The sequence below is a fragment of the Pseudomonas sp. GP01-A4 genome (assembly GCF_058780865.1).
This window is the reverse complement of sequence record NZ_JBYSWF010000070.1, coordinates 1-17,358: the sequence shown is the minus strand read 5'-3', so window position 1 is coordinate 17,358 and position 17,358 is coordinate 1. Positions and strand designations below refer to the sequence as shown.

Here is a 17,358-nt window from a genome sequence, read left to right as displayed (position 1 = left end):
TTTTCCAGATAGCTCGCGCCGTGCTTCTCTATTGGTCAAACCGCAACCGGCGCTCTAAAGTGAGCGACCACCGAAACACAGAGTGACTGACATTGGCTGCTTTACCGCCCCTGCTCAAACGGTTGCTGGGTAAACCCGCGGCGACCACCGCCGCCCCCGGTATCAGCGCATTCTTCCAGGGCAAGGCCCGGCAACAGGGCTATACCCTCAGCCCAAGCCAGCAACAGGTGATCGAGACCATGGCCCGGCAAACCGACCATCTGCTGGCCGGGCGCCCTACCCGCAGCCTGTACCTGCACGGCGCCGTCGGCCGGGGCAAGAGCTGGTTGCTGGACGGCTTTTTCCAGGCGTTGCCGATTGCCGAGAAACAGCGCGTGCACTTCCACGACTTTTTCGCCCGTCTGCACCAGGGAATGTTTGCCCATCGCCAGCAGCGCGATGCCTTGGCCGTGACTCTGGATGAGTTGCTCGATGGCTGCCGCGTGCTGTGCTTCGACGAGTTTCACGTACATGATATCGGCGATGCGATGCTGATCAGCCGCCTGTTCAAGGCCCTGTTCCGGCGCGGAGTCTGGGTGCTGGTAACCTCCAATTATCCGCCCGCCGGGTTGCTGCCGAACCCCTTGTACCATCAGCGGTTCAAGCCGGTGATCGAGCTGATCAGCGCGCGCATGGACGTCATGGAAGTCAGCGCCCCCCAGGATTTTCGCAGCCTGGCCCAGGCCCATGGCGATCAGCGGTTCAGCGCTGGCCAGTTCGTGTGGCCGGGGACTGCCGCGCAACGCCAAGCCCTGGGCCTGCCGTCAGCGGATCAGGCCCCGGTCAGCCTGACCGTCGGAGCCCGGCAATTGACTGCCCGCTGGCACCAGGACCGCAGCATTGCCTTCACCTTCAGCGACCTGTGCGAACAACCGACCGCCGTCATGGACTACCTGCAGCTGTGCCGCGACTATGAACGCTGGATCATCGACGGCCTGCCGCACCTGGCGGACTGTCCGATTGCCGCCCAGCAACGGTTCATCAACCTGGTGGACGTGCTCTACGACCAGGACAAGCAATTGGTGCTGATCGGCGAGCAGCCGCTGGAGCAATCCCTGAGCGGCCAGGCCATCGATTTGGCGCGCACCGCCAGCCGCCTGGGGCAGTTGCAGAAGATCGGGCCGCAACCCGCTATCATGAGCGCCATTCACGCCCCTATTGCCGAGTGACGCGCCGTTCATGGATACCCTTGCCCAACTCAAGGCCGGCCAATTGGCCGGCATCAAACGCCTGGACCTGCGCTGTGGGCTGACCGAGTTCCCCCGGGAAATCTTCGACCTGGCCGACTCCCTGGAAATCCTCAACCTGACCGGCAATGCCCTGAGCAGCCTGCCGGATGACCTGCACCGCCTGCCCCATTTGCGCGTGCTGTTCTGTTCGGAAAACGCCTTTACCGAACTGCCGCAATGCCTGGGCCAGTGCGCGCAGTTGAGCATGATCGGCTTCAAGTCGAACCAGATCAGCAGTGTCCCGGCGACGTCGCTGCCACCCTTGCTGCGCTGGCTGATCCTCACCGATAACCACATCAGCCAATTGCCGGACGAACTGGGTGAACGGCCTTTGCTGCAAAAAATGATGCTGGCCGGTAACCACCTGGAGCAGTTGCCGCAAAGTCTCGCCCAGTGCAAAAACCTCGAATTGATCCGCATCGCTTCCAACCGCATGACCCGCCTGCCGGACTGGTTGCTGGGTTTGCCGAGCCTGACCTGGCTGGCCTACGCCGGTAATCCGGTAGAGATGGCCGTGGAAGAGGCCCGCCATGACGCGACGCCGAATATTCCCTGGTCAGAGCTGGTGCTGGGCGAAGTGTTGGGCGAAGGCGCCTCCGGCATCATCCGCAAGGCGTCCTGGACCCCGCCAGGCGGGCCGGCCAAGGCGGTTGCGGTCAAACTGTACAAAGGCAGCATCACCAGCGACGGCTCGCCGTTGCACGAAATGCATGCCTGCATTGCCGCCGGATTGCATGCCAATTTGATCAAGGTGGAAGGCCGGGTCGTCGAGCATCCCCAAGGCCAGGCGGCACTGGTGATGCAACTGATCGAACCGAACTATCGCAACCTTGCGGCGCTGCCGAGCCTGGCGTCGTGCACCCGGGATATCTACGAGCCCACCACCCGTTTCAGCGCGGATGTGGCGCTGCGCATGGCCCGGGGCATCGCTTCGGTGGCGGCGCACCTGCACGCGCAAGGTATCACCCACGGTGATCTGTACGGCCACAACATTCTGTGGAATGAAGCCGGTGAATGTCTGCTTGGGGACTTTGGTGCAGCGTCGTTTCACGCCACGGTCGACAGCCAGGAAACCCGCGCGTTGCAGCGCATCGAAGTCAGGGCGTTCGGGGTGTTGCTGGGGGAATTGCTGGAAAGGATTGATGCGGGGTTGAACGAGCAACAGCGCGTGGCACTGGAAGCCTTGCGGGACAACTGCTGCCAGCCGGATGTGTTGGCCCGGCCTGGGTTCGAGGAAATCACAAGCTTGTTGCAGTCTTCCAAACTCCGCTAAACCCAATGTGGGAGCGGGCTTGCTCGCGAATGCGGTGTGTCAGTCAATAGATACTTGGCTGGTACATCGTATTCGCGAGCAAGCCCGCTCCCACATTTGGACCGGGTTCACATCAAATCAGAATCAACCCGCCAACCCGACGAACATGTCCTGCACGTCATCATGGTTGTCCAGGCCTTCCAGGAAGGCTTCGACTTCGGCCATCTGCTCATCGCTCAAACCGCTCACCGGGTTCTTCGCGATGTAGCCGAGCTTGGCCGACAGCACGGTGAAACCCTGCTCCGGCAAGGCTTTCTGCACGGCGTCCAGGTCGGTGGTCTCGGTGATGAACAAGGTCGTGCCTTCTTCCTCGCCTTCCTCGAAATCCTGGGCACCGGCTTCAATCGCGGCCATTTCCGGATCGGCTTCCGGGCTGTCCGGCGAGGCTTCGATCAGGCCTACATGGTTGAAGTCCCAGGCCACGGAGCCGGACGCGCCGAGTTGGCCCTTGCGGAACGCCACGCGGATTTCCGCCACGGTGCGGTTGATGTTGTCGGTCACGCATTCAACGATCAGCGGCACCTGGTGCGGGGCAAAACCTTCGTAGGTTACGCGGTGGTATTGCACGGTCTCACCGAGCAGACCGGCGCCTTTCTTGATCGCGCGTTCCAGGGTTTCCTTGGGCATCGAGGCCTTTTTGGCCTGCTCCACCACCAGGCGCAAGTGTGCGTTGGTGGCGGTGTCGGCACCGTTGCGGGCGGCAATGGTGATCTCTTTCACCAGCTTGCCGAAGATCTTGCCCTTGGCATTGGATGCCGCTTCTTTATGTTTGACTTTCCACTGTGCGCCCATGACTCACTCTCTTCTGTCCATCGCGCCGAGACGTCTACTGGCCGGCGCTTTGGGGGCAGAGTTTATAGCGCTGAAACACTCTAATCCACCAAAAAACCGGCCATGCCCCTCAGGTCCGCAAGGGATTGATGGCGCGTTCACGGTCGGGCACGAAGTCACCCACCTGCGCCAGCACCGCCGGCCTGGCGTTCCAGTACGGCATCAACACCAGAGAGGAAAACAGCGCGGCACCGGCAAACACGATAAACACCGTGACGGTGTCGAAGTAGCCCGGCAGCAAGCCGCCAAGAATCGCCCCCACCGAGCCGCAGCCGTTGACGAACCCCGCCGCCGTCGCGCCGGCCTTGGCGGTGCCGAAGTCGATGGCGGCGGTGCTGCTGATCATCGAGTCCGGCCCGTACAGGGTCAGGCCCATCACAAACAGCAGCGCCATCACCAGCGCCACGCTGCCGGTGTGCAAGGCGCCCATGAACAACGCCAGGGCCACGGTCAGCGCCAGCAGGCTGAGGACACAGGCCGGCATGCGCCGGGCGCCGAACAGTTTGTCGGACGCCATGCCGATCATGATCGGCCCCAGCAACCCCGCCAGCTCGAACGCCGTCGGCACAATCGCCGCGCCGACCTTGCCCACCGACGGCATCTGCTCATACACAATCACCGGCCCCCACAACAGGATCGCGTAACGCGCCGGTTTCAACAGAAAGTACGCCAGCCCCAGGGTCAACACAGTACGGTTGCGCAAAATGGCCCGCAGCGGTTCCAGCACACTGGCGTTCTTCTCGGCGGCAGTCTGTTCCGGTTCCGGCTCCACTGCCGGTAACCCCACATCCTGTGGCGTGTTGCGCTGGAAAATGAAAAACAGCACCGCGACCACGAAGACCACAGCCGCACTGGAGATAAATGCCGCATGCCAGGTGCCGATCAGCGTATACGCCCACCATCCGGCAAACGGCGACGCCACCAGGCCACCAAAGGCGTAGCACGAGCTCCATAAACCCAGCACCCGGCCACGCTGCTGCGCCGGGAAGAAACTGCCAAGGTTCTTGCACAGCCCGGACCAGCCGGTGGACTGGGCCAGGCCCTGGATCAACATGCACGTGACAAAGATCGGTAACGTGGCAAACGTGCCCATCACCAGGGCGGCGGCGGCTGAAATCAGCAACCCGCCGAGTACCACCACACGCGGCCCGAAACGGTCGGCGAGCATGCCCCAGGTGAATTGGCCAACGGCGTAGGCCGCCAGGTAAATGCCATCCAGGTTGGCCATCATCATCTTGTCCAGCGGGAAACTCGGGTCGTCGACGATCCCCAGCTTGGCCACCGAAAAAGCTTTGCGGGTGAAATAGAAGGCCGCGTACGCCAGCCAGGTGATGGCGAAAATCTGCACGCGCCAACGCTTGATGTGACTCAAGGGAGTATTCATGGTGGTTCTGACCTCGGGTGTGAGTGTGCCGGCAGAATGAAAAGCAAACGCCTGTATTTTTATTGTTGAGCACTGCAGTACCGGCGCTTGGAGGGGCGCGGTATTGGTCAGATGAGTCCCGCTGGTGAGCACGCAGAAGACCCATGGCCGCCGAAGGTGTAGGACTCGACCTACGGCGACTGGGGCTATCAAAGCAATGGCTGACTAATAGGTAAAATCGATTTATCGTATTTCAAATATAAGCTGAGCTTGTAAGAGGATTCGCGATGTCGGTGTCTCACGCGCAACTCAAAGCCTTCCATGCGGTGGCCGTACACGGCAGTTTTACCCACGCCGCCGAACGCTTGTTCCTCAGCCAGCCGGCCATTTCCGACCAGGTGCGCAAGCTTGAGGAACGTTTCGGCGTGCTGCTGTTTCATCGCAACAAACGTTCGGTGCGCTTGACCGACCTCGGCGAGCGCCTGTTGAGCATCACCCAGCGTCTGTTTGCCGTCGCGGCGGAAGCCGAAGAGCTGTTGCAGGATTCCCGCGCCTTGCAAACCGGCACCCTGACACTCGCGGTGGACGCCCCGGTGCATGTGCTGCCGCAGATTGCGCGCTTCTGCCAGTTGTACCCGGGCATCAGCGTGAAGATCGAAACCGGCAACACCGATGAATCACTGTTTCGCCTGTACAACTACCAGGCCGACCTCGCGCTGCTGGGGCGCGATGTGGACGACGAGCGGCTGCTGTCACTGCCGCTGCCCGATGACCAATTGCTCGCGTTTGTCGCCCGCAACCACCCGTGGGCGGGCCGCGAGTCGATCTGCCTGGCGGACCTGGACGATACGCCGCTGGTGTTGCGGGAAATCGGCTCGGTGACCCGCCAGACCCTGGAGCAGGAAATGCACCAGGCCGGGCTGCGCATTCGCCCGGCGATCCAGGTGGAAGGCCGGGAAGCCGCGCGGGAGGCGGTGGTGGTGGGGATTGGCGTGGGCGTGGTGTCGGCTGCGGAGTTTGGCGCAGATTCGCGGGTGTATGCGATGCCGATCCGTGACTGTACGCAGCGGATGAAGGAAACACTGGTGTGCTTGAAGGAGCAGAGTTCGCGGCGGGTGGTGGCGACTTTTCTGGAGATTGTGCGGGAAAGTTTGCGGTGAAGTTGAGGGCCCCTTCGCGAGCAAGCCCGCTCCCACAGTTGACCGAGTTCTACCGATGGAACGCGGTCGAATGTGGGAGCGGGCTTGCTCGCGAAGGGGCCAACTAGATCTCAAGCCAACACCCTCTAAGGCGCCAACTCGAAAAACGCCTGAATCAACCGCAACTCCCGCCGCCGCTCCATGCACCCGATCACATGCCGGTTCACCAGCCCCTCGCCCTGGATCGGAATCGCGTGCACCCGCGGATCCCGGCTGACTTCCATCGACGACACCACCCCAACCCCCAACTCGGCCGCCACCGCTTCCGTCACCGCCTCACGGCTGTCCAGTTCCAGCAACACCCGGGGCTGCACGCCGGCCTGGGCGCAGGCATCGTCAAAGGTCCGCCGCGTGATCGAGCTGGGTTCACGCAACACCATGATCACCTGATCCAATTGCTCCAGCCGAATCCCCGCAGGCTCCGCCAGCCACGGATGCCCCGCAGGCACCAACGCGCAAATCCGTGACTCGATCAACGGCTGCAAGTGCAGGCCCTTGCGCGGCTCCACCTCGGTCAACACCGCCACGTCAGCCCGCTCCGACAACAGCGCCGCGAGGGTTTCCTGCGCATTGCCCAGGCGCAAATTGACAGTAATCCCCGGATACCGCTGCCGTAGGCTGGCCAGCATCGGCATGACCATGTGCGGCCCGTCCGCCGCCACTTCCAGGCGCCCGGTAAGTAATTGCCGGTTGGCCTCCAGCAACGTCTGCGCCTCTTCCACCAGGCCGAAGATCGCCCGGGTGATCGCCGCGAGTTTGGTGCCCTCCTCGGTCAACTCCACCCGCCGCGCGGTACGCCGCAGCAGCGCGATCTGGTAGTGCTCCTCCAGCGCCTTGATATGCCCGGTCACCGCCGGCTGGCTGATAAACAGGCGCTCGGCCGCCCGGGTAAAACTGCCCTCGCGGGCCACCGCATCAAACGCACGCAGTTGAAACAGGTTCATAGCTATCGGCCTCACTGATAGCTCGCATAACAACAAACAATTTGATTGATGACAAGCCAAACTGCAATTTAGGCGCCGTAACTTCATCCCAATGTTTTGCGAGGACACACGAATGAGCACTGCCGCGCCGATCCTGCTGACCCCGGGGCCCTTGACCACCTCGGCCCGCACCCGCCAGGCCATGATGGTCGACTGGGGTTCATGGGATGACCGCTTCAATCAACTGACCGCCAGTCTTTGCGAGCAACTGCTGGTGATCGTCAACGGCACCGCCAGCCACCATTGCGTGCCATTGCAAGGCAGCGGCACCTTTGCCGTGGAAGCGGCCATCGGCACCCTCGTGCCACGGGACGGCAAGGTGCTGGTGCTGATCAACGGCGCCTACGGCAAGCGCCTGGCGAAGATTTGCGAAGTGCTCGGCCGCGAGTTCAGTACCTTTGAAACTGCCGAGGACGAACCCACCACCGCCGCCGACGTCGACCGCCTGTTGCACGCCGACAAGGGCATCACCCACGTCGCACTGATCCATTGCGAAACCAGCACCGGGATTCTCAACCCGTTGCCCGAGATCGCCCAGGTCATCGCCCGCCACGGCAAGCGCCTGATTATCGACGCCATGAGTTCCTTCGGCGCGCTGCCGATCGACGCCCGCGAGGTGCCGTTCGACGCGCTGATCGCCGCCTCCGGCAAGTGCCTGGAAGGCGTACCGGGGATGGGTTTTGTGTTCGCTGAAAAGCAGGCGCTGGCTGCAGCCCAAGGCAACTGCCACTCCCTGGCGATGGACCTTTTCGACCAGCACAGCTACATGGCCAAGACCGGCCAATGGCGCTTCACACCGCCGACCCACGTGGTGGCGGCGCTGCACGAAGCGCTGCTGCAATACAACGAAGAAGGCGGCCTGCCCGCCCGGCACCAGCGCTATGCCGACAACTGCCAGGCATTGCTGGACGGCATGGCCGAACTGGGCCTGCGCAGCTTCCTGCCCGCAGCGATCCAGGCGCCGATCATCGTTACCTTCCACGCGCCGAAAGACCCGCGCTACCAGTTCAAGGAGTTCTACGAACGGGTCAAGGCCAAGGGCTTCATCCTTTATCCCGGCAAATTGACCCAGGTGGAAACCTTCCGCGTGGGCTGCATCGGCCATGTGAACCAGGCCGAGATGCAAGCCGCGGTCGCGGCGGTAGCCGAGGTGCTGCAAGAAATGAACGTGCTCGACATCTGACTGCCCACTACTCACAGGATCTGAACCATGAACTACGCAAACCCAACCCAGCTTCAAGCCGCGATCCTCGACTGGGCCGGCACCGTGGTCGATTTCGGCTCGTTCGCGCCCACGCAGATTTTTGTCGAAGCCTTCGCCGAGTTCGACGTGCAGGTCTCCATCGAAGAAGCCCGTGGCCCGATGGGCATGGGCAAGTGGGACCACATCCGCACCCTGTGCGACCAGCCGCAGGTGGCCGAGCGCTATCGCAAGGCCTTTGGCCGCACACCGACTGACGATGATGTGACCGCCATCTACCAGCGCTTCATGCCGCTGCAGATCGAGAAGATCGCCGAGCACTCGGCATTGATCCCCGGTGCCCTGGACACTATCGCCAACCTGCGCCAGCAAGGGATCAAGATCGGTTCGTGCTCCGGCTACCCCAAGCAGGTGATGGACAAGGTGGTCGAACTGGCTGCCACCAATGGCTATATCGCCGACCACGTGGTCGCCACCGACGAAGTACCCAACGGCCGACCATGGCCGGCCCTGGCCCTGGCCAACGTGATCGCCCTCGGGATCGATGACGTAGCGGCCTGCGTGAAGATCGACGACACCGTGCCGGGCATCCTCGAAGGCCGTCGCGCCGGGATGTGGACCGTGGCGCTGACCTGTTCGGGCAACGCCCTGGGCCTGACCTACGAGCAGTTCCGCGCCCTCGACGCCGGCACACTCGCCAGCGAACGCACGCGTATCCAGGCCATGTTCGAAGGCTCGCGCCCACACTACATGATCGACACCATCACCGACCTGCCTGCGGTGATCGCCGACATCAACCAGCGCCTGGCACGGGGTGAAATGCCGCAGGGCAACTGATCGGTGTCAAAACATCGCTTCTTCGTCTTCCTCTTACGGGCAAACCTCGTAAAACAGGCTTACATTGAAAGGACTCCGTCGCGAAAGAACGGAGGTTTGCCCTGATGAGTGAGGAAGAAAGCGATGCCCTGGAAAAATTCCGATACGCGTTACAGCACCATGTCGATTGCGTTGCACTGGCTGATGGTGGTGCTGCTGGCGGTGGTCTACGCCTGCATTGAGTTACGCGGGCAGTTTCCCAAAGGCAGCGGCGCACGTACGTTGATCGTGGAAATGCACTTCATGTTCGGCCTGACGGTGTTTGTGCTGGTATGGCTACGGTTGTTCGCCCGCAGCCTGGGCGTGGCACCGAAGATCGTCCCTGCCCCGCCGCAATGGCAAACCCTCCTCGCCACCCTGATGCACATGGCGCTGTACGCCTTGATGATCGGCATGCCCATCGCCGGCTGGCTGATCGTCAGCGCCGAGGGGCATTCGGTGATGTTCTACGGCATCGAGTTGCCGCCGCTGATTGCCGAGAACAAAGCGTTGGCCAAGGAAATTGAAAGCTGGCACGTGCTGTTCGGCAAGATCGGCTACTGGCTGATCGGGCTGCATGCGTTGGCCGGATTGGCCCATCACTATGTGCTGCGAGACAACACTGCATTGAGAATGATGCCCGGCAAGAGAGGGAACCTTCAGTAAGCCCACGGATTGAATGTGGCAGCTGGCTTGTGGGGGAGCTGGCTTGCCTGCGATAGCATCACCTCGGTGCCACTGATACACCGCGGTGTCTGCATCGCAGGCAAGCCAGCGCCTACATTAACCGGGTGCAACAGGGAAACCCCGGCGGCCCTGCAGGCCACCGGTGTGGACGAAGATCAGGCGGGTGCCGGGGGAAAATCTCCCGGCTTCAATCTGTTGTTTCAACGCCAATAACGCCTTGCCGGTATACAGCGGCTCCAGCGCCAGACCACAGGCTTGCTCGGTAGCGTCGATAAAGGCCAGCAACTCCGGATCAACCTTGGCAAAGCCGCCCCGGCTGGCCTCCAGCAATTCATAACCCTGCTGCACAAGCGCCTGCACCTGTTGCGCCACCCCGTGGTCGTCGGGCACCGCCAGGGCGCCATATACCGGATGCGCGCCCGCCTCCGCCAGCACCAATCCCGCCAATGTAGTACCGGTGCCTGCCGCCAGCCACCAACCGTGATAGTCCGTCCAGCCCAGGCCGTTTAATTGTGCCCGCGCCTGATTCACCAAAACCCCGCAACCCAACGCGCCCGCCAGGCCCCCGCCGCCTTCAGGTACCGGGTGCAGGTGCGGATACTGCTCGCGCCAGGGCAGCCAGAAGTCCGGCTCGTTGCGCGCGCGATAGCCGCCATACCCCAGCCAATGAAGTTGCATGCCGAAGGCCTTGAGGTCGAGCACCGTGGGAGTGTCTTGCGGATGGCCACGCAGCAAGCCAACGGTAGGAAAGCCGAAGCGTTTCCCGGCCGCCGCCAGTGCATGCAGGTGATTGGAGTAAGCGCCGCCCAGGCTGATGATCCCCCTGGCGCCCGCCGCCCGGCCTTGCGCCAGGTGCTCGGTGAGCTTGAACCACTTGTTGCCGCTGATCAGCGGGTCGATGCGATCCAGGCGCAGTACGGCGACTTCCACCAGCCCCATCCAGTCCAGCTTCAGGGGTTCAAGGGGCGCGTGGGGAAGCCAGTCGAAAGGACCCATGAGGGCGGTTCTGCACAAGAAAAGGGGCGGTAGTCTACCACCGCCCCTTTTACGTGTTTACAGCTCGGCCGCCAGGCGCGAACCCTGGTTGATGGCGCGCTTGGCATCCAGCTCGGCCGCCACGTCCGCACCGCCGATAAGGTGCACGTTCTGCCCGGCCGCCACCAGGCCATCCTGCAATTCCCGCAGCGGGTCCTGCCCGGCGCAGATCACGATGTTGTCCACCGCCAGCACCTTCGGTTCACCCTCGGCGCCGATGCGGATGTGCAGGCCCTCATCGTCGATCTTCAGGTACTCGACGCTGTTGAGCATCTGCACCTGCTTGTTCTTCAAGCCGGTGCGGTGGATCCAGCCGGTGGTCTTGCCCAGGCCGTCACCGACCTTGGAGGTCTTGCGCTGCAACAGGAACACTTCACGCGCCGGCGCATGGCGCTCGGGCTTGATCCCGGCCACACCGCCGCGGGCTTCCAGGTGGGTGTCGATGCCCCACTCTTTCCAGAACGCCTCGCGGTCCAGACTGGTGGACACGCCCTGGTGCACGAGGAATTCCGACACGTCAAACCCGATACCGCCGGCACCGATCACCGCCACGCGATGGCCCACCGGCTTGCGCTCCAGGATCACGTCCAGGTAGCTCAGCACCTTGGCATTTTCCACGCCCGGGATAGCCGGCGTGCGCGGCGCGATGCCGGTGGCGAGAATGATCTCGTCGTAGCCGCCCGCAACGAGCTGCTCAACGTCGACCCGAGTGTTCAGGCACAGCTCGACGTGAGTGGTCTGCAACTTGCGCTTGAAGTAGCGCAGGGTCTCGAAGAACTCTTCCTTGCCCGGCACACGCTTGGCGATGTTGAACTGGCCGCCGATCTCGCTGGCCGAATCGAACAGCGTCACTTGATGCCCACGCTCGGCGGCGACGGTGGCGGCCGCCAGGCCCGCAGGACCGGCACCGACCACGGCGATTTTCTTGATCTGCTTGACCGGCAGGTAGTTGAGCTCGGTCTCGTAGCACGCACGCGGGTTGACCAGGCAGGTGGTCAGCTTGCCGCCGAAGGTGTGGTCCAGGCAGGCCTGGTTGCAGCCGATGCAGGTGTTGATCTCATCGGCGCGGCCTTCGGCAGCCTTGTTGACGAAGTCCGGGTCGGCGAGGAATGGGCGAGCCATCGAGACCATGTCGGCATCGCCTTCGGCCAAAATCTGCTCGGCGATTTCCGGGGTGTTGATTCGGTTGGTGGTGATCAACGGAATCTGCACCGCACCGCGCAACTTCGCGGTGACCTTGCTGAACGCGCCACGCGGCACCTTGGTGGCGATGGTCGGGATCCGCGCTTCGTGCCAGCCGATGCCGGTGTTGATGATCGTTGCACCGGCCTGCTCGATGGCCTTGGCCAACTGCACGATCTCTTCCCAGGTGCTGCCGCCTTCCACCAGGTCGAGCATCGACAGGCGGAAGATGATGATGAAATTCGGGCCTACGGCTTCGCGCACCCGGCGCACGATTTCCACCGGCAGACGCATGCGGTTTTCGTAGCTGCCACCCCAACGGTCGGTGCGGTGGTTGGTGTGGGCGGCGAGGAACTGGTTGATGAAGTAGCCTTCCGAACCCATGATTTCCACGCCGTCGTACTCGGCGACCTGGGCCAGCACCGAGCAGGTGACGAAATCATTGATCTGTTTTTCGATGCCTTCTTCGTCCAGCTCTTTGGGCTTGAACGGGTTGATCGGCGCCTGGATCGCGCTCGGTGCCACCTGCTTCGGGCTGTAGGCATAACGCCCGGCGTGGAGGATCTGCATGCAGATCTTGCCGCCCGCCTCGTGCACCGCCCGGGTGACGATCTTGTGCTTCTGCGCTTCTTCGTCGGTGGTCAGCTTGGCCGCACCGCCATACACCCCACCTTCATCGTTGGGGCCAATGCCGCCGGTGACCATCAGGCCCACGCCGCCACGGGCACGTTCGGCAAAATAGGCCGCCATGCGCTCGAAGCCACCGGGTTTTTCTTCAAGGCCGGTGTGCATCGAGCCCATCAGGGTGCGGTTGCGCAGGGTGGTAAAACCCAGGTCCAACGGGGCCAGCAAGTGCGGGTAGGCAGCAGCGGTCATGGTACAGCTCCACAACGGATCATCACGGGACGTGGAGCGCTCGAATGGCACTCCATCGGTTTATGTCCCACAGACTAAGAGTCCGCCGGCTGGCGCTCAATGACCGTAAGTGACAACTTAATGATCAAAGTGCGCAGCAGAAAGCATGGCAGCGGTAATTTTCTCCTGTTTCTGCCCCTGCCCGATCATCCAGCGTTGAAACCCGCGGCACTGCTGTTTGTGCAGGGTATTGGGGTGCCAACTCAGGTAGTACGGCGCCGCCAGCGGCACGGCGAACCGCCAGGGAATCACCAGCCGACCGGCGCGCAGGTCCCCGGCGATCATTGAGAACTGCGCCAGCACGATGCCTTGCCGGTCGATGGCCGCCTGGATCGCGGTAATCGATGATGAATAATTGCGGCGGATCACGATGGGCTGGCCGGTTTGCCCTTCCAGCTCGCTGAACCATTGGGTCCACGAAGGCGGCGAATCGAATTTGGGCCGCGAGTCGATGCCGATCAGGCGGTAATCGAGCAAGTCCCGCGCGCACGCAACCCGTTCCAGCAACTGCGGTGAACAGGTGGGCACCACACAATCGCGGAACAGCGGCACGCTATGCCCGGCATGCTCGGGGTGCTCGCCATAACCGATGCGAAAGTCGGCACTTTCCTCCCCCGATGCATCATCGAGGGTGCTGTCGAGGTAGATGTCCAGGTCGGTTTCGTCCTGCCCCCACTCGTCGATCAGCGGCGACAGCCATTTGGTCATCAGCGAAGGCAGGCAACTGATATACAGGTTGTTGGGATTCTTCGCCCGCTCGGCCTCGGCCACCGCCAGCCTGAGTTCTTCGAACGCCGCGGTGCAGCGGGCGTGCAGGCGTTCGCCGACGCTGTTCAAGCGCAGGCGCTGGCCGTCCTTGAGCGTCAGCTTAATGCCCAGGGCATCTTCGAGCAGTTTCATTTGCTGGCTGACAGCGCCCACCGAGATCCCCAGGCGAATCGCCGCCTGGGACATACCGGCGCAGTGGCCCACCACTTCAAACACTTGCAACGCGCGCAACGGCGGTAAACGGCTCATGGGGGAATCTCGCGACTTCAGCAGTTTAGATTTTCTACTAAAAGTAACAGAAAACCTCATATTTTCTTCAGTCAGTGCAACCCGTAGAGTTAAACCACTTCCCACCCCATTGCGTTACGCCCTGCTGGAGTCGCTGATGAAAACCCTGCCTGAACAAATTACCCATGTCGTGTTAGGCGACAGAGAACCCAGCATCGAAGAGTTCGTGGCGATCGCCCGCTATTCGGCCACTGTTTCGTTTGCCGACAGTTACAAGAACCGGGTTAAAAAGTCCCGTGGGTTGATCGAGCGATTCCTCGATGAAAACCGTTTGGTGTACGGCGTGACCACCGGTTTTGGCGACAACGTGCGGCATGTGATCTCGCCGGAAAACGCCAAGGAACTGCAAGTCAACATCGTGCGTTCCCACGCTGTTTCCGTCGGCGAACCGCTGGTGCGTGAACAGGTGCGGGCGATCCAGTTGATGGTGTTGATCAGCCTGGGCAAAGGCTACTCCGGGGTGCGCCTGGAACTGCTGGAACTGATCGCCGGCCTGCTCAACCACGACGTGGTGCCCTTTGCGCCGGGCGAAGGCTCGGTGGGTTACCTCGCGGTAGAAGGCCACCTGGCCCTGGTGCTGCTCGGAGAAGGCCGTGCCAGCGTCAAGGGCGGTGCACTGGTGGATGGGGCAACCGCCCTGCAACAGGTCGGCCTGCAACCGACCGACCTGCAGTGCAAGGAAGGCCTGGCGATGTTGAACGGCACCACGTCGGTGACCGCCATCGCTACGCTGGCGCTGTACAACGCGATGCAGGCTGCGGACCTGGCGGACGTGGCGGCGGCCATGTCGCTGGAGGCGCTCAAGGGCACCATCCGCGCGTTCGACCCGCGCTACCACTCGATCAAGGCTCACCCCGCACAGGCCGCAACCGCCGCCAATATCAAGGCTATCCTGCACGACAGCCAGCTCATCGCAGACAACATCGATTACCGCCTGCAGGACGTCTACAGCCTGCGTGCCATCCCCCAAGTGCATGGTGCTTCCCGGCAGTTCATCAACTACGCGCGGGAAACCATCGAGCGCGAAATCAATTCTTCGGGCGACAACCCGGTGATTTTCCCGCTGGACGACGGTGACGGTATCGCGATTTCCGGCGCCAACTTCGACGGCACCTACATCGGGATTGCAGCCGACACACTGTGTGTGGCGCTGACCAATCTGGCGAAAATTTCCGAGCGCCGGACCGACCGCATGATCAACTCGCACTTCAGCGAAATGCCGGCCTTCCTGGTGCGCAACCCGGGCCTGAACAGCGGCTACATGATCGTCCAGTACACCGCCGCCGGGCTGTACGCCGAGATGAAAACCCTGTCGATGCCGTCGTCGATCGACAGCGTCTCGACCTGCGGCAACCAGGAAGACCCGGTCAGCCTGGCCTACAACGCGGTGATCAAGGCCTACAAAGTCTCGCAAAAACTCCAGTCGGTGGTGGCCATCGAAGTGCTGGTCGCGTGCCAGGCCCTGGATTTCCACGATGTGAACAAGGCATCGACCGCGACCAAGGCGGTCTATGACCTGGTGCGCAGTGAAGTGCCGGTGGCGGATAACGACCGCGCGTTTTACGCTGACATGGCCAGTGTGATTCACCAAGTGCGCAGCGGGAAAATTAACGACCTGGTGGCCCATCACCTGAACTGACAACCACGCCGTCAAACGGCCTGCCCTCCTTTTCGGACGGCGGGCCTTTGCCATTTTTGGCGCAGACAAAGCGATACCCGGGGACTTTGCGAATGCTTCAACCCAAAGACGTTCTACACCTGCTCGATACCTGCTCCATTGCCTATGAATACGTGGAACACAGCGCCGTGCGCACCTGCGAAGAAGCCGACAAACTGGACATCGGAATCAGCGGGCAGGCGGTCAAGAACATCTTCCTGTGCGATGCCAAAGGCTTGAATCCCACCCTGGTGGTGCTCAAGAGCGAGCAGCGCCTGGACCTGCGTGCACTCTCGCAAACCCTCGGCCTCAAGGGCCTGAGATTCGCCTCGCCGCGCCGCCTGATGGAAACCCTGGGCGTGGAGCCGGGAGCGGTGTCATTGCTGGGGTTGTGCAATGACGTGCAGCGCGTCACCCAGGTTGTGATCGCCGAAGAGGTGTGGAACGGCGACAGGATTCTCTGCCATCCGCTGGTGAATACCGCGACCCTGTCGATCGCAGTCCGCGATATGGCGCGACTGCTTGAGCACCTGGGATTCACGCCAATACTCACCGCGAACCCTGCCCCCACGCCTGACACCTGACAGCGCACGGGCGGGTGCAAAACGCTACCTATCGACCCAAAACAGGGCGAAAAAACCGCGCACATTTTCTAACCATGTTTAATTTCCTTGAAAATCAATAGGTTATTTATTTTTAAAAGCTGGCAAATATTTTGCAATGACATGTATGTACATGTGGAGTCATGTGCAGACTGGAGAGCGAATCGGCCAGTCCCCAAACCTGTATGCGTTCGAGAAAAAAGTCCTAAGCCCACATCAAAACATTGGTAGGAAATAGAAATGACCGCTAAAAAATCGAATTGGTTAGGCTCTGTTGCTGTAGCGACCCTAGTGATGGCAAGTGCTTCCGGACTGCAGGCAAAGGACTGGACGTCCGTGAACATCGCGACCGAGGGCGCGTACGAGCCCTGGAACCTGACATTGCCAGGCGGGAAGATCAGTGGTTTCGAGCCTGAGCTGATGGACTACCTGTGCGCCAAGATGAAGCTGCAGTGCAAGATCACCGTGCAGAACTGGGATGGCATGATTGCCAGTCTCAACGCAGGGAAGTTTGATGTGTTGATGGATGCGATCGTTATCACTGACGACCGTAAGCAGGTCATGGATTTTTCGATTCCCTACGCGCAGACGCCGGCCAACTTTGTCGCGCAGGATGCGGCGTTGCTGCCGGGTAAAACCGGGGCGGCGAATGCGATTACGCTGAGTGCTGATCCGAAGGCGATTCACGATGCGATCGAGCCGTTGCGTCAGGCGCTGAAGGGTAAAACCATCGGGATCGCTTCAGGCATCATTTACACCAAGTTCATTGATGAGAACTTCAAGGACGTGGCGACGATTCGTGAGTACAACACGTCGGCCGATGCGATTCTTGATCTGCAATCGGGCCGTATTGACGCGATTTTTGATGACGTTACGTTCCTTGATTCGATCATGTCCAAGCCTGAGAACAAGGGGCTGGCGTATACCGGGCCGCAGATCAAAGGCCCTATCTGGGGTGATGGCGAGGGCCTGGGTTTTCGCAAGAGCGATCCGGAGTTGAAGGCCAAGTTTGATGCGGCGTTGAAAGAAGCGATTGCTGATGGGACTGTTAAGAAACTCAGCGAAAAATGGTTCAAGGTGGATTTGACGCCTAAGTCCTGAGGCGTTCCTGGTTGGGGTGGGGGCATATCCGTTATTTGGGTGATGGCTGAGATTGGTTCCGCTCTTACAGCGGCTCACTTTTGAACAGCGCAAAAGTAAGCAAAACGCTCT

The 17,358-nt window shown here is 61.5% G+C and carries 15 protein-coding genes; 9 read left to right on the top strand and 6 right to left on the bottom strand.

The annotated features are described in order from the left end of the window. Positions 1 to 92: 92 nt before the first annotated feature. Positions 93 to 1,208, top strand: coding sequence for a cell division protein ZapE (gene zapE, locus AC3WKX_RS28605; RefSeq protein ID WP_003212435.1), 1,116 nt, complete (start codon positions 93 to 95; stop codon positions 1,206 to 1,208). Positions 1,209 to 1,218: 10 nt separating this feature from the next. Then, a complete protein-coding gene (locus tag AC3WKX_RS28600) occupies positions 1,219 to 2,541 on the top strand; it encodes a leucine-rich repeat-containing protein kinase family protein (protein ID WP_102605890.1) in 1,323 nt (440 codons plus the stop codon). A gap of 123 nt (positions 2,542 to 2,664) precedes the next feature. Here AC3WKX_RS28600 and AC3WKX_RS28595 read toward each other — a convergent pair whose 3' ends face one another. Both AC3WKX_RS28595 and AC3WKX_RS28590 read right to left on the bottom strand, forming a co-directional pair. Then, positions 2,665 to 3,372, bottom strand: coding sequence for a YebC/PmpR family DNA-binding transcriptional regulator (locus tag AC3WKX_RS28595; protein WP_003212432.1), 708 nt, complete (start codon positions 3,370 to 3,372; stop codon positions 2,665 to 2,667). 109 nt (positions 3,373 to 3,481) lie between these two features. Continuing rightward, positions 3,482 to 4,795, bottom strand: coding sequence for an MFS transporter (locus AC3WKX_RS28590; protein ID WP_102369529.1), 1,314 nt, complete (start codon positions 4,793 to 4,795; stop codon positions 3,482 to 3,484). Positions 4,796 to 5,061: 266 nt separating this feature from the next. On the opposite strand from AC3WKX_RS28590, the gene AC3WKX_RS28585 reads away from it, so the two are divergent. After that, positions 5,062 to 5,934, top strand: a complete 873-nt coding sequence (locus AC3WKX_RS28585; RefSeq protein WP_003212428.1) for a LysR substrate-binding domain-containing protein — start codon at positions 5,062 to 5,064, stop codon at positions 5,932 to 5,934. Between the two features lie 125 nt (positions 5,935 to 6,059). Here the strand turns inward: AC3WKX_RS28585 and AC3WKX_RS28580 are convergent, their stop codons facing one another. After that, positions 6,060 to 6,917, bottom strand: a complete 858-nt coding sequence (locus tag AC3WKX_RS28580; protein ID WP_003212427.1) for a LysR substrate-binding domain-containing protein — start codon at positions 6,915 to 6,917, stop codon at positions 6,060 to 6,062. Positions 6,918 to 7,029: 112 nt separating this feature from the next. Between AC3WKX_RS28580 and AC3WKX_RS28575 the strand changes: the two genes are divergently transcribed. The 3 genes from AC3WKX_RS28575 (at position 7,030) to AC3WKX_RS28565 (ending at position 9,678) form a co-directional block, all read left to right on the top strand. Then, positions 7,030 to 8,139 carry a 2-aminoethylphosphonate--pyruvate transaminase gene (locus tag AC3WKX_RS28575; protein ID WP_003212425.1) on the top strand — a complete coding sequence of 370 codons (1,110 nt, stop codon included), beginning with the start codon at positions 7,030 to 7,032 and terminating at the stop codon, positions 8,137 to 8,139. 27 nt (positions 8,140 to 8,166) lie between these two features. Further along, entirely contained in the window at positions 8,167 to 8,994 is an 828-nt protein-coding gene (gene phnX, locus AC3WKX_RS28570) for a phosphonoacetaldehyde hydrolase (protein ID WP_102605884.1), read from the top strand. 123 nt (positions 8,995 to 9,117) lie between these two features. After that, positions 9,118 to 9,678, top strand: a complete 561-nt coding sequence (locus AC3WKX_RS28565) for a cytochrome b (protein ID WP_102605883.1) — start codon at positions 9,118 to 9,120, stop codon at positions 9,676 to 9,678. A 117-nt stretch (positions 9,679 to 9,795) separates the two neighbouring features. Here AC3WKX_RS28565 and AC3WKX_RS28560 read toward each other — a convergent pair whose 3' ends face one another. The 3 genes from AC3WKX_RS28560 to AC3WKX_RS28550 all read right to left on the bottom strand — a co-directional run bounded on the left by AC3WKX_RS28560 (position 9,796) and on the right by AC3WKX_RS28550 (position 13,848). Then, positions 9,796 to 10,695, bottom strand: a complete 900-nt coding sequence (locus tag AC3WKX_RS28560) for a 1-aminocyclopropane-1-carboxylate deaminase/D-cysteine desulfhydrase (protein ID WP_102605882.1) — start codon at positions 10,693 to 10,695, stop codon at positions 9,796 to 9,798. A 57-nt stretch (positions 10,696 to 10,752) separates the two neighbouring features. Beyond that, positions 10,753 to 12,792, bottom strand: a complete 2,040-nt coding sequence (locus AC3WKX_RS28555) for an NADPH-dependent 2,4-dienoyl-CoA reductase (RefSeq protein WP_102605881.1) — start codon at positions 12,790 to 12,792, stop codon at positions 10,753 to 10,755. A 117-nt stretch (positions 12,793 to 12,909) separates the two neighbouring features. After that, positions 12,910 to 13,848 carry a LysR substrate-binding domain-containing protein gene (locus AC3WKX_RS28550; RefSeq protein WP_087694655.1) on the bottom strand — a complete coding sequence of 313 codons (939 nt, stop codon included), beginning with the start codon at positions 13,846 to 13,848 and terminating at the stop codon, positions 12,910 to 12,912. 136 nt (positions 13,849 to 13,984) lie between these two features. Here AC3WKX_RS28550 and AC3WKX_RS28545 point away from each other — a divergent pair, with 136 nt between their 5' ends. The 3 genes from AC3WKX_RS28545 to AC3WKX_RS28535 all read left to right on the top strand — a co-directional run bounded on the left by AC3WKX_RS28545 (position 13,985) and on the right by AC3WKX_RS28535 (position 17,247). Beyond that, a complete protein-coding gene (locus AC3WKX_RS28545; RefSeq protein WP_102605880.1) occupies positions 13,985 to 15,526 on the top strand; it encodes an HAL/PAL/TAL family ammonia-lyase in 1,542 nt (513 codons plus the stop codon). 92 nt (positions 15,527 to 15,618) lie between these two features. Next, positions 15,619 to 16,128 carry a prolyl-tRNA synthetase associated domain-containing protein gene (locus tag AC3WKX_RS28540; protein WP_102369533.1) on the top strand — a complete coding sequence of 170 codons (510 nt, stop codon included), beginning with the start codon at positions 15,619 to 15,621 and terminating at the stop codon, positions 16,126 to 16,128. 354 nt (positions 16,129 to 16,482) lie between these two features. Next, positions 16,483 to 17,247, top strand: a complete 765-nt coding sequence (locus AC3WKX_RS28535) for a transporter substrate-binding domain-containing protein (RefSeq protein ID WP_003212408.1) — start codon at positions 16,483 to 16,485, stop codon at positions 17,245 to 17,247. Positions 17,248 to 17,358: the final 111 nt, after the last annotated feature.

What these genes read in the sequence shown, in the direction of transcription:
- AC3WKX_RS28600 (WP_102605890.1), top strand. Translation starts at nt 1,219, where the DNA reads ATGGATACCCTTGCCCAACTCAAGGCCGGCCAATTGGCCGGCATCAAA.
- AC3WKX_RS28595 (WP_003212432.1), bottom strand. Translation starts at nt 3,372, where the DNA reads ATGGGCGCACAGTGGAAAGTCAAACATAAAGAAGCGGCATCCAATGCC.
- AC3WKX_RS28590 (WP_102369529.1), bottom strand. Translation starts at nt 4,795, where the DNA reads ATGAATACTCCCTTGAGTCACATCAAGCGTTGGCGCGTGCAGATTTTC.
- AC3WKX_RS28585 (WP_003212428.1), top strand. Translation starts at nt 5,062, where the DNA reads ATGTCGGTGTCTCACGCGCAACTCAAAGCCTTCCATGCGGTGGCCGTA.
- AC3WKX_RS28580 (WP_003212427.1), bottom strand. Translation starts at nt 6,917, where the DNA reads ATGAACCTGTTTCAACTGCGTGCGTTTGATGCGGTGGCCCGCGAGGGC.
- AC3WKX_RS28575 (WP_003212425.1), top strand. Translation starts at nt 7,030, where the DNA reads ATGAGCACTGCCGCGCCGATCCTGCTGACCCCGGGGCCCTTGACCACC.
- phnX (WP_102605884.1), top strand. Translation starts at nt 8,167, where the DNA reads ATGAACTACGCAAACCCAACCCAGCTTCAAGCCGCGATCCTCGACTGG.
- AC3WKX_RS28565 (WP_102605883.1), top strand. Translation starts at nt 9,118, where the DNA reads ATGCCCTGGAAAAATTCCGATACGCGTTACAGCACCATGTCGATTGCG.
- AC3WKX_RS28560 (WP_102605882.1), bottom strand. Translation starts at nt 10,695, where the DNA reads ATGGGTCCTTTCGACTGGCTTCCCCACGCGCCCCTTGAACCCCTGAAG.
- AC3WKX_RS28555 (WP_102605881.1), bottom strand. Translation starts at nt 12,792, where the DNA reads ATGACCGCTGCTGCCTACCCGCACTTGCTGGCCCCGTTGGACCTGGGT.
- AC3WKX_RS28550 (WP_087694655.1), bottom strand. Translation starts at nt 13,848, where the DNA reads ATGAGCCGTTTACCGCCGTTGCGCGCGTTGCAAGTGTTTGAAGTGGTG.
- AC3WKX_RS28545 (WP_102605880.1), top strand. Translation starts at nt 13,985, where the DNA reads ATGAAAACCCTGCCTGAACAAATTACCCATGTCGTGTTAGGCGACAGA.
- AC3WKX_RS28540 (WP_102369533.1), top strand. Translation starts at nt 15,619, where the DNA reads ATGCTTCAACCCAAAGACGTTCTACACCTGCTCGATACCTGCTCCATT.